Annotated in this window: 11 protein-coding genes; 4 read left to right on the forward strand and 7 right to left on the reverse strand. The window is 71.0% G+C overall.

Going from position 1 to position 11,035, the window contains the following annotated elements; all coding sequences use genetic code 11:
• From BLW76_RS37265 to BLW76_RS37280, 4 genes are all read right to left on the reverse strand, one after another.
• Complete coding sequence (locus BLW76_RS37265; protein WP_091316467.1) at window positions 1-1,974, reverse strand: FG-GAP repeat domain-containing protein; 1,974 nt, start codon at window positions 1,972-1,974, stop codon at window positions 1-3.
• Window positions 1,971-2,966: a DUF1702 family protein gene (locus BLW76_RS37270; protein WP_091316469.1), complete on the reverse strand. Its 996-nt coding sequence runs from the start codon at window positions 2,964-2,966 to the stop codon at window positions 1,971-1,973. Before BLW76_RS37270 ends, BLW76_RS37265 begins: the two co-directional genes overlap by 4 nt.
• A 111-nt stretch (window positions 2,967-3,077) precedes the next feature.
• Entirely contained in the window at window positions 3,078-4,073 is a 996-nt protein-coding gene (locus BLW76_RS37275; RefSeq protein ID WP_091316470.1) for a DUF1702 family protein, read from the reverse strand.
• Between the two features lie 28 nt (window positions 4,074-4,101).
• Complete coding sequence (locus tag BLW76_RS37280; RefSeq protein ID WP_091316472.1) at window positions 4,102-5,022, reverse strand: helix-turn-helix transcriptional regulator; 921 nt, start codon at window positions 5,020-5,022, stop codon at window positions 4,102-4,104.
• 520 nt (window positions 5,023-5,542) lie between these two features.
• On the opposite strand from BLW76_RS37280, the gene BLW76_RS37285 reads away from it, so the two are divergent.
• Both BLW76_RS37285 and BLW76_RS37290 read left to right on the forward strand, forming a co-directional pair.
• Window positions 5,543-6,379 carry an AfsR/SARP family transcriptional regulator gene (locus BLW76_RS37285; protein ID WP_091316473.1) on the forward strand — a complete coding sequence of 279 codons (837 nt, stop codon included), beginning with the start codon at window positions 5,543-5,545 and terminating at the stop codon, window positions 6,377-6,379.
• A gap of 46 nt (window positions 6,380-6,425) precedes the next feature.
• Window positions 6,426-7,121 carry a winged helix-turn-helix transcriptional regulator gene (locus BLW76_RS37290; protein WP_167384866.1) on the forward strand — a complete coding sequence of 232 codons (696 nt, stop codon included), beginning with the start codon at window positions 6,426-6,428 and terminating at the stop codon, window positions 7,119-7,121.
• Window positions 7,122-7,306: 185 nt separating this feature from the next.
• Here BLW76_RS37290 and BLW76_RS37295 read toward each other — a convergent pair whose 3' ends face one another.
• Together BLW76_RS37295 and BLW76_RS37300 are read right to left on the reverse strand one after the other, a co-directional pair.
• Window positions 7,307-8,521, reverse strand: a complete 1,215-nt coding sequence (locus BLW76_RS37295) for an RNA polymerase sigma factor (RefSeq protein WP_091316475.1) — start codon at window positions 8,519-8,521, stop codon at window positions 7,307-7,309.
• Window positions 8,518-8,907: a YciI family protein gene (locus tag BLW76_RS37300; protein WP_091316477.1), complete on the reverse strand. Its 390-nt coding sequence runs from the start codon at window positions 8,905-8,907 to the stop codon at window positions 8,518-8,520. Before BLW76_RS37300 ends, BLW76_RS37295 begins: the two co-directional genes overlap by 4 nt.
• 130 nt (window positions 8,908-9,037) lie before the next feature.
• On the opposite strand from BLW76_RS37300, the gene BLW76_RS37305 reads away from it, so the two are divergent.
• Window positions 9,038-9,739 (forward strand): maleylpyruvate isomerase family mycothiol-dependent enzyme, encoded by a 702-nt coding sequence (locus BLW76_RS37305; protein ID WP_091316478.1) that lies wholly within the window; start codon window positions 9,038-9,040, stop codon window positions 9,737-9,739.
• Between the two features lie 3 nt (window positions 9,740-9,742).
• Here the strand turns inward: BLW76_RS37305 and BLW76_RS37310 are convergent, their stop codons facing one another.
• Window positions 9,743-10,363: an L-threonylcarbamoyladenylate synthase gene (locus BLW76_RS37310; protein WP_091316480.1), complete on the reverse strand. Its 621-nt coding sequence runs from the start codon at window positions 10,361-10,363 to the stop codon at window positions 9,743-9,745.
• A 142-nt stretch (window positions 10,364-10,505) separates the two neighbouring features.
• Between BLW76_RS37310 and BLW76_RS37315 the strand changes: the two genes are divergently transcribed.
• Entirely contained in the window at window positions 10,506-11,021 is a 516-nt protein-coding gene (locus BLW76_RS37315) for a DUF899 family protein (RefSeq protein WP_091316482.1), read from the forward strand.
• Window positions 11,022-11,035 lie beyond the last annotated feature (14 nt).

Raw genomic sequence — 11,035 nt, forward strand, 5'->3', positions numbered from 1 at the left:
TCACATCGCTTCCTTCGCCGTGGTGCCGAGCTGGTACATGTGGCAGCCGGGTTCGAGCTTCAGGTTCTCCGTCCGGAGCTGCCCGGTCCGGTCACGCCACTGCAGGCGCACGTCGAGCGGGCCCTGGACGTCGTGGCCGAGACCGATCTGGACGTCGAAGCTGCGCCGGCCTGCCTCCCCGCTGCTGCCGTCGACCCGGCCGAGGAACTTCTTGCCGTCCGCGGTCGTCACGGTGGCCTGGGCGCCGATCGCGGGCGAACCGGCCGCGGGCAGCGGGCCGGCCGCCACCGGGGCGTCCGTGGTCAGCTTCAGCTGCAGGTACTTGCCGGGGTTCGGGCTGTCGTTGTGGTAGAAGATCGGCGCTTCCCACTGCCGCGCCACCGCGAACTCGGGCAGGCCGTCGCCGTTGGTGTCGCCGACGCCGATGCCGCGGGTCGGCACCGGGACGGCCAGGCCCAGCTGCGGCGCGAGGTCGGTGTACCGGCCGTCGGAGCTCTTGACGAAGAAGTGCAGCGTCTGGTCGCCACCGATGTCGTCACCGGCCTGGGCGTTCGGCCACCAGTAGGGGTTCGACAGCAGGCCGTCGTGGGCCGTGGCGATCTCCTGCAGGTTCGGCCAGCGGTTGACCGCACCCTTGACGAACCCGGTCGCCTGCGCGATCTGGTTGTCGCCGCTGTTGTTGAAGTCCTGGATCTTGACGTCCCAGCCCCAGCCGGACCACGCCGTACCGTGCTCGGCGCTGTCGTCGTGGAACGGCGCGACACCGTCCTTGAGCTGCTGGGTCAGGTCGAGGTTGTTCTTCGCCTCGTTCATGAACTGGAAGTTCGACTCTTCGATACCCCACGAGGTCGTGATGTTGCTGACGAACAGGTCGTAGAGGCCGTCGTGGTTCAGGTCGCCGAAGTCGACGCCCATCCCCTTGAAGGAGTCGTGGCCCAGCACCTTCGACTTCGGGTCGTCGATCCCGCGGACGCCGGTGACCTCGGCGAGCTCGATCTTGCCCGGCGTGGACTTGTTGTACAGCAGGTGGTCGTGGCCGAAGTCGTTGGCGATGTAGAGCTCCGGCAGGTTGTCCCCGTCGATGTCGGTGGCGCTGGAGGCCAGCGTCCAGCCGAAGCGGGCGGTCTCCGGGATGCCCTGCGACGCGTCGACGTACTGCGCGGCCGGGTTCGCCCCGGCGGTCGCCCCGGTCCAGCGGAAGATGTACTTCTCGCCGGAGTTCACCGCGTGCGACATCGACTGGTTGAGGGTGATCCCGCCGTCGGCGTTCGGGTCGAGGACCCGGCTGTCCGGGAAGTAGTTCCCGACGAAGATGTCGACGTGGCCGTCGCCGTCGAAGTCGCCGATGGTCACCGAGTCGGTGTTCCACAGTGGACCGTTGTACTTGCCGTCCGCGCCGCGGTGGTTGCCCGGCACCAGCTCGACCGGCTGGAACGCCGAGGCGTCGAACCGGGTCGCGGTGGCCTTCTGCAGGAACAGCACCGGCGTGCGGCCCCAGTAGTAGGCCAGGATGTCCGTGCGGCCGTCCTCGTTGTAGTCACCGGGGACGCAGCCCATCGGGGCCATGTAGTCCCACGTCGGCAGGGCCGGCGCGGGGTCGAGCGCGAACGGCGCGTACCGCGGGCCCGAGTCCGGCGTCGGCGTGACCACGACCTGGTCGCTGCGCGGGTCGACCAGGCAGATGTCGTTGGCCTTGCCGCTGCCGCTGATGTCGTTGATCGCGATCGCGGCACCCACCGAGGAGATCCAGGCCGCGATCTTCTCGTACTCCTTGTTCACCGTCCGGATCGACTGCGACTTCGTCGCCGCGGGCAGCGCGATCGTCATCGGGGTGAAGTGGAACTTGTCCGCCATCGTGTCCTGCTCGGCGGCCGAGACGCTGGGCAGCCGCGCGACCAGGAACAGGCCGAGGATCAGCGCCAGCGCCACGATGCCCGCCAGCTGCTTGCGCAGCCAGCCCAAGGTCGCGGTCATTTGTTCTTCCCTCCGTGGGTCAGCACTTCTTCGGCGATCCGCTGCCGCCAGGTTTCGAAGGCCGGGACGTCGTCACCGTCGATGTCGACACCGCCGACGACGGCCGGGCGCACCTCCTGCGTGATGGCCGCGGCGCGTTCGGCGGACATCCCGCAGATCGCCTGAGCCGCCATCTGGGTCTCCGGGATCATCAGGCCCGAGCGCACCCGGCACTCGGCGGCGAACGCGCTGCCCTGCGCCAGCGGCCCGTGGTGGATCCCGGCCCGGTCGACCAGTTCCGCCAGCTCGTCGGCGGTGACGCCGCACGCGTAGGTCGAGGCCAGCCCGATCCCCGCGTACAGGTCGCCGTGGCGGGACTCGGGGAACTCCTCGATCGTCTTGGTCACCAGGTCGACGTCGGTGCCGCAGATGAACCACAGCGCCCGGCCGATGCCCTGGTCGATCGCCCGCAGCGCGTAGCCGTCGTAGCGCTTGTCCGGCCAGGAGAACCCCGGCTCCTGGTACTGGTTCCGGATGTACTTCTCGGTCTTGAAGTACGCCTGGTGGAAGCCGTAGCCGTCGAGCACGAGCCAGCGCAGCAGCGGGTCGAACGCCGACGCCTTCGGCCACGCGAACCGCGGCAGCCGGCACATCGCCCAGCCGACCCCGACGTAGATGATGTAGTCGTGCTTCTCGCCGGGGCCGGCCAGGAACTCGGCGGTGTTCGAGCTCTTGCCGAACGGCAGCCCGTCGAGGACGCCGTAGCCCATGCCCGCGCCTTCGTAGGCGAACCCGCGGAACTGCGTGGGGATCTCCTCGAGCCACTCCTCGGCCTGCTCGACCGAGCGCGCCTCGACCGCGTGCGCGTAGCCGAGGAGGAACTTCTCCCCGATCGTCTCGAGTCGTTCCTGAGCGGCTGGGCTCTTGCGGTGGAAGCCCCGCTTCTCCAGCGAGGTCTCCGAAACGTCCGGAGTCAGTATTCGACGCCTGAGCGTGCGCCAACCATTGCCCAACGCACTCTCCCCCTTACGGGTAGATGGGAATGAGGTGAAGCTCGTTCGCTTTCACGGTCACAGATTCGCTGGTCAGCGGTCTACTCCACGGTTGCCGGTGACCTTGGTCCCTCAGGCCGCGCGCTCTTGTGAGCCGGCACGGAACTCCGCGCGGATCCGCTCGCGCCACAGCTCGTACGGCGGCTCCGGACCCTCGTCCACGAAGGACACCTCGGTGCGGTCCGCGAGTGCCTCGGCCGCCTCGACCGTGAGGTCCGCGAGGACCTCGGCCGCGAGGACGCTGTGCTCCGGCACGTACGTCGAGTAGGTGCGCGCCTTGATCGCGAACACCACGCCCAGCGCCAGTTCCGCGTGGTGCGGTCCGGAGAGCCGCCGGAGCGTCGCCAGCCCGGCCCGGTCCGCGCCGCCGGCGAAGGTGGCCGCCAGCCCGATCCCGCTCCACAGGTCGGGGCGGCGGCTTTCGGGGAAGGCGTCGGCCGCGGCCGCGGCGGCCTCGGGCACGCCGCCGTTGATGAACCACAGCGCCCGGCCCACGCCCTGGTCGAAGGCACGGGAGAAGTAGTCCGGGCGCCCCGCCCAGGGGTACGGTGCCGGCTCGGCCTGTTCGTCGACCCACCGGCGGGTGTCGAAGTACGCCCGGTCGAACCCGTAGCCGTCGACGGCCAGCCAGCTCATGATCGGGTGGTGGTGCACCCCGTCGAGCTCCGGCAGGATGTTCTTCCACAGTGGACGCGGCAGCCGGGCCATCGCGAACCCGATCCCGATGTAGGTGAGGAAGATGTGCGGCTCCCCCGGTCCTTCCAGCAGGGCCTTCGTGCGGTCGCGGCCGCCGCCCGGCATCGCGTCGAGGATCGTGTACCCCATCGTCGCGCCTTCGTACGCGAAGCCGCGCTGTTCGGGCTCGACGAGCGCGAGCCGCCGTTCCAGCTCCCACAGGGAAGCGCCCTCGATCGCCCACTCGAACCCGCACACCACGGCTTGCGGCACCGCCTCCAGCCGGGCCGTCGCCGCGGTGGGGGTCACCGGGAAGCCGCGCTCCTCGAATCCCACGGACGCCAGGGAAGGTGCCAGCGCGCGCTTGCGCAGGACACCGAAGAAAGTCGCCATCACTCGTTCCTTTTCGTCCGGTGCCGGGTCAGGCCACCGCGCGCAGGTGTGCGCGCGACGCGGCGAGCATCTGCTGGCTGCCCGGCGTCTGCCGCGCGGCCAGGGTGATCGCGATGGGCGGGTCCGTCAGGGCGGGCGGCCGCAGCCGGATCGCCACCTCCGACGGCTCGAACGGCGTCACCGTCGCGGTCGCCGAGCCGATGGTGAACGCCGGCCCGTCCGCGGGGCGGCGGCCCGCGCCGTGGTCGGCCACCGCGATGACCGTCCAGGTGCCCTCGGGCACCCCGTGGATGGTCAGCCCGGCCGACTCGGAGTCGGCCAGCCCGCCGAAGGCCACCGGCCCGCTCTGCGGCACCGCGTCGGCGAACACGCCGACGAGCACGTTCGCGGGCGCGGCACCGTTCGGGAACCGCAACCGCACGGCCAGCCGCTCGTTGCCCCCCTGCAGGGACGCGCAGGTGCTGCCCGCCTCCCGCAGCGACCGCAGCGCGGGCAGCCGCTGGAAGTAGGCCGAGTGCGCCACGAGCAGCTCGCCGACCTCCGGCTCGCGGTACTCGGTCGGGGTCATCCCGACCGCGCGGGCGAACCGGCTGGTGAACGTGCCGACGCTGCTGTAGCCGACGCTGCAGACGATGTCCGACACCGTCAGGGAAGTCGTCAGCAGCAGCCGCTTGGCTTCGAACAGCCTCACCGCGGTGAGGAAGCGCCCGGGCGTCACCCCGGTCGCCTTGGCGAAGATGCGTGAGAAGTGGAACGGGCTCACGAACACCTCGGACGCCAGCGCCGACAACGTGATCGGCTCGAAGTACCGCTCCAGGATCATTTCGATCGCGCGCAGAACGGCGGGCTGGACGGCCTGTTCCGGCGCCTGGACCTGCCTGTACCGCTCCACACCCGCCGACGGGTCTTCGCCGTCGGCGCCCCCGGATGCCACCGATCGCAAGATCATCAGTCCAACCTCTAATTCCTTACCGACGTCAAGTTCCCTCCTCGCCAGGTAAGACGGCGCCCCTCGCGGGCCGGTGGATGCCCGATCGAAGGCCGGGCGAGGCCGGCGCAGCAACGGAGCGACGACCGTGCGGCCGTCCTGGTTCCGTTGTGCGGAACGCACATCCGCGCCGTGCGCGACGCACCGGGCCCGGTTGGCAGAAAGGCCGGTCCGAGGAGGCACGGCGGGCGCGGTTCCCCTTTTCCCGCCCTGCCAGGCCGTGCGGGACCTGGGCTTTGCCCGCCTCGGACCGGTGGCCACGGGTGGGTCGGGCCCGCGCCGGACGTGCGGAACGCACGGGTCCGTCGGGGAAAACGCATCTTGACTCTGGTGGACCGCTCACTGGTTGGGGTGGCCCGGCTCTGTCACATTCGACAGTGGACAGCCCGCGGCCGGATTGTGCTCGGTGTCGCGAGGCCAACTGGGGAGCTGAAAGTCCGTGGAGCTGAGACATCGCGGCAGAACACTGGAGGCGCGCGGCATGTACTCCGAGAAGAGGCTATCGGACGGGCTGGTCGGCGTGACTCAACGGCCCGTGCAACCACCCGAAAGTGTGGTCCAGTTCACGGTCCTCGGCACGCTCGGGGTGTTGCGGGACGGCGTCGACTACACGCCGACGGCCCCGAAACTGCTGCAACTGCTGGCCCTGCTCGTGATGCGCCCGGGCAAGATGGTGCACGTCGACTCGATCACGCAGGAGCTGTGGCCGAGCGGGCCGCCGCGGACGGTGCGGACGACGCTGCACACCTACGTCTACCACCTGCGGCGCTGCTTCGAGCAGCACAGCCTCGGCGACGGGGCCGACGAGCTGCTCGTCACGAAGGCGCCCGGCTACGTGTTCCGGATCGACCCGAGCCAGGTCGACGTCCACCGGTTCGGGCAGCTGCAGCAGGAGGCGCAGGACCTGCTGCGCCAGGACCAGCACGCGGCGGCGGCCGCGCGGTTCCGGGCCGCCCTCGACCTGTGGACCGGGCCACCGCTCGCGAACGTCCACTGTGGACCAATCTTGCTCCCGTACACGATGGAGCTGCTGGAACAGCGGCGCAACGCGCTGCACATGCTCATCGAGGCCGAGATCACCAGCGGCAACCACCGCGAGCTGATCGGGGAACTGCGCTCGCTGACCGCGGGCAACCCCCTCGACGAGGCGCTGCACGGGCAGCTGATGCGGGCGCTGGGTCGCAGCGGCCGCCGGTCGGACGCGATGGCCGTCTACCGCAACCTCCGGAAGCGGCTCAGCGAGGAGCTCGGCGTCGAGCCGTGCGACGAGCTGCAGCTGCTGCACCACGACCTCATCTCGGAGGGCGACCACTTCTGACCCACCGCACCACCGACCCACCCCGCACGGAACGAAGTGAGGATCAATGACCGCACGCACCCGCACCTACGGACAGTACTGCGGACTGGCCCGCGCCATGGAACTCGTCGGTGAGCGCTGGGCCCTGCTCATCGTGCGCGACCTGGTGCTCGGCCCGAAGCGCTACAACGAGCTCCGGACCGGCCTGCCCAAGATTCCGCCGAGCATCCTTTCGGCGCGGCTCAACGAGATGGAGGAGTCGGGCGTGATCCGCCGCCGGGTCCGCCCCGACCTCGACGCCGGCCTGGTCTACGAGCTCACCCAGTACGGCAGCGAGCTGGACCAGATCCTGCTCGACCTCGGCCTGTGGGGCGCCCGCTCCCTGAGCCACCCTGGCCCGGACGACATCTTCACCCTGGACGCGGCGATCCTTTCGCTGTTCACGACCTTCCAGGCCGAAGCGGCGGCCGGCGTCCAGATCACGTTCGAGATCCAGTACCACAACACGATGATCCTCCACGCGATGATCGACGACGGGGACCTGAAGGTCTCGGAGGGCCGCTACCCGGACGCGGACCTGATCATCCGCTCGAGCCAGGGCTCGGCGTTGCTGGACGTGATCAGCGGGCACTCGACCCCGGCACAGGCGCTGGAGGACGGCTCGGTCTCGATCGAGGGCGACCTGCGTGACCTCGACCTGTTCACGCGGCTGTTCCGGTTGACCTCGGCTCCGGAGCCGAAGAACGGCGTCGCCCTCCACTGAGGACGGTTCCAGGCGGCGGCCACGGCCGGGGATTCGCTCCTCCGGCCGCGGTCGTTCCGTCGCGTCCCGGCTTCTGGACCTGGCTCGGGTCGCGCCGGTTCGCCCCCTCCGCATGTCATGAACGAGTCGTTCATGGCGTCGGACGTCATGAACGACTCGTTCATGACAACGGCAAGCCCACCGGCTCAGCCCAGCCGCGCGGCCTGCTCCTCCAGATACCGGCGCTCGGGCACACTCCCCGTCCGCCCGGCGGCGCGCAGGTAGCACTCCCGCGCCCCCACCGCATCCCCCGCCCGCTCCAGCAGGTGCGCCCGGACCGCGTCCAGCCGGTGCCCCTGCTGCATCCGGCTGTCCGCGGCGATCGAATCCAGCAGCTCGAGCCCGCGGCCGGGACCGTCCACCATCGCCACCGCGATCGCCTGGTTCAGCGTCACCACCGGGCTCGGCGCCAGCTCCTGCAGCACCTCGTACAGCTGCGCGATCTGCACCCAGTCCGTCGTCTCCGCGCTCGGCGCCTCGTCGTGCAGGGCCGCGATCGCCGCCTGGACCTGGTACACGCCGACGGGCGCGCGGCCCAGCACCCGGCCGATCAGCTCCGTGCCCTCCGCGATCATCGCGCGGTCCCAGCGGGTGCGGTCCTGCGCGTCCAGCGGCACCAGCGTGCCGTCCTCGGCCGTGCGGGCCGGGCGGCGGGCATCCGTCAGCAACATCAGGGCCAGCAGGCCTGCGACTTCGTCGTCTTCCGGGCGCAACGCCCGCACCGCGCGCGTCAGCCGGATCGCCTCCTGCGCCAGCTCCGGGACCTGCAGGTCCGTGCCCGACGTCGCCGTATAGCCCTCGTTGAAGATCAGGTACAGCACCTGCAGCACGACGCTCAGGCGCTCGGCGTAGCCGGCCGCCTCGGGGTCGCCGAACGTCGAGCCCGCCGCCGCGATGCTCTCCTTGGCGCGGGTGATGCGGCGGGTCATCGTCGCCTCCGGGACGAGGAACGCCTTCGCGATCTGCGCCGTCGTCAGGCCGCCCACCGCGCGCAACGTCAGCGCCACCTGCGACGGCGGGGACACCGCCGGGTGGCAGCACAGGAACAGCAGCGTCAGCGTGTCGTCCTCGTCCGGGACGGCGACGGCGGCGTCCGGGACCTCCCGGGCCGCGACGGTCTCCTCCCGGCGACGCCGCGCGCTCTCACTCCGCCAGTGGTCGGTGAGCCGCCGCGTGGCCACCGTGACCAGCCAGCTGAGCGGGTTGTCCGGCACGCCGCCTTCGCGCCACTGCTCCGACGCCGCGACCAGCGCCTCCTGCACGGCGTCCTCGCACGCGTCGAACTGCCCGTACCGGCGCACGAGCACGCCCAGCACCCGCGGCACGAGCGGGCGCAGCAGCTCGCCGACGTCCCCGCTCACCCGCCGGTGAACTCCGTTTCGGTCTCGGCGTCGGCGAAGAACACGACCGGCCGGACCTCGATGCCGAGCCCCTCGATCCCCGCGTCCGGGATCATCGCGGCCACCTCGCACGCACGCTCGTGGCTGGCGCACTCCACGAGGTAGAAGCCCGCGAGGAACTCCTTCGACTCGACGAACGGGCCGTCGGTGACCGCCGGCTGGCCGTCCTTGACGCGGACCACCGCGCTCTTCGCCGGCGCGTCGAGCGCCTGCGTGCTGATCATCTCGCCGGACTCGCGGATCCGGCGGATGAACTCGCCGTGGCCGGTCATCACCGCGTCCTTGGTCTCCTCGGACAGGCCGTCCCAGACGTCCGGATCCATGTGCATCGCCAGCAGGTACTTCATCGCGCCTCCCCGCGTTCGGTCCCCGCGAACATAGCCGATCCGGCACCGCAACCTGTGAGTGGTCGCCGGCCTCGTGGCAGGAGCAGCATCGATCCTTCACCACTCGCACCTGCCCTAAGGAAACTCCCCGATGCAAGACGTGCACGCCGACCTCGCCACCGAGGCGGACGCCCTCGCGGACCTGATCCGCGACCACGAAGGGCGGGTGATGCTGCCCGCCGCCCGGGCGATCACCGGGTACCTGGCCGAGCTGACCGTCGTCGCGCGCCGCGTCGTGCTCGGCGTCGAAGGCGAAGAAAGCGCTTCCGCTCCCCGCGTCACCAACGCCGGCATGCTCGGCGACGCCGTCGTCGCCTGGCTCTCCGAGCACCGCAAGGCCACCGAACTGCTGGCGAGCACGGAGGAGGACATCCCGTGGCCCGGCGGCCCGCTGCGCCCGTCGGTCGTCGCGGCCGCCCTGCTCACCGCGTTGTTCGCCCGCGGCCAGGACATCGCCGACGTGCTGGGGGCCGGCCTGCGCCGCACCGACAGCGTCGGCCACGTGGCCTACTACGGCGTCCGCACCCGCGACGAGGTCTACGCCGGGCACGGCGAGCCGCCCGCCGGGCGGTTCCGCTACGAGCTCGTCGCGCCCTCGGGCGAACGCTGGGAGTTCGGGCCGGCCGACGCGCCGGACCGGATCACCGGCCCCGCCGTCGACTTCTGCCTGCTCTTCACCGGCCGCCGCGCGGCCGCCGACCTGGCGGTCACCGCCACCGGGGACGAAGCCGCCCGCTGGGTCGGGCTGCTGCCGTCGCGGCGGAACCCGCTGTGGACGTCCGAAGTGGACTGACGGTCACTCGAACCGCGCCGGGTCCCCGGCGCCCCGGCGGACCACCTCGGCCTCCCCCGAGGAGAAGTCGACGACCGTGGTCGGCTCGACGCCGCACTCGCCGGAGTCAACGACCGCGTCGAGGACGTGGTCGAGCTCTTCCTTGATCTCCCAGCCCTGGGTGAGCGGCTCGGCCACGTCCGGCAGCAGCAGCGTGCTCGATACCAGCGGCTCGCCCAGCTCCGCCACCAGCGCCTGGGTGACGACGTGGTCGGGGATGCGCACGCCGACCGTCTTCTTCTTCTCGTGGGTCAGCCGCCGCGGCACCTCCTTCGTGGCGGGCAGGATGAACGTGTAGCTGCCCGGCGTCGCCGCCTTGATCGCGCGGAACACGCTGTTGTCCACGTGCACGAACTGCCCGAGCTGGGCGAAGTCCTGGCAGACGAGCGTGAAGTGGTGACGCCGGTCGAGCCGCCGGATCGCGCGGATCCGGTCGAGGCCGTCCGGGTTGTCGAGCCGGCACCCCAGCGCGTAGCACGAGTCGGTCGGATAGGCGATCAGGCCGTCCTGCCGCACGAGGTCGGCGATCTGGCCGATGGCCCGCCGTTGGGGGTTGTCCGGGTGGACATCGAAGTACCGCGCCATGGCGCGAGCCTAGGCCCCGGACCTCCGGCGCGCCCGGCGGCGTCTCCCACCTTGCCGCGATCGCGCCGCAACCGGTGACCGCACCCCGTCCTCCGGCGGAGAATCCGCGAGTGCGACAGGAGCTGTCATCCAGGAGGCGATCATGACCCAGCTGGTGCTGCCCGATCCCACCCTCACCGGCCCCAAGCCACTCCGGCCCCGCGCCGTGGCGGCTTCGGCGTACGAGTTCGTCGGCCCGGCCGGCCGCGTGACACTGGCCGGCCTCTTCGGCGGCCACCGACGGCTCGCCGTGCACCACCGGATGCCGGACGCGAGCCTGCCCGGCGCCACCACGCCCGCCGGCGAGGTCGCCGCCGTCCTGCACGCCGCGGACACCCGCCTGGTGGTCGTTTCTCACACACCGTACTCGAAGTTCGTCCTTTACGGGCGCCACTTCGGCCGCGACCTGCCTGGCTATTCCGCGGTGGACAACGGGTTCGGTGCCGACTTCCCGGCCACCCGCCACCTGGACGGCACCGGCCGCACCGGGACCGACACCCCCGGCTTGAGCTTTTTCCGCTTGGACGGGCGGTTCGTGCGCCACCTCGGGTCGATTGCCGTGCCGTACCTGGATTTCCTGGACCTCGTCGGCGTCCCCGGCGACCTACTTTCGGACTGAACCAGTATTGGACC

This window comes from Amycolatopsis tolypomycina, assembly GCF_900105945.1.
In the GTDB taxonomy this organism is placed as follows: Bacteria; Actinomycetota; Actinomycetes; order Mycobacteriales; family Pseudonocardiaceae; genus Amycolatopsis; species Amycolatopsis tolypomycina.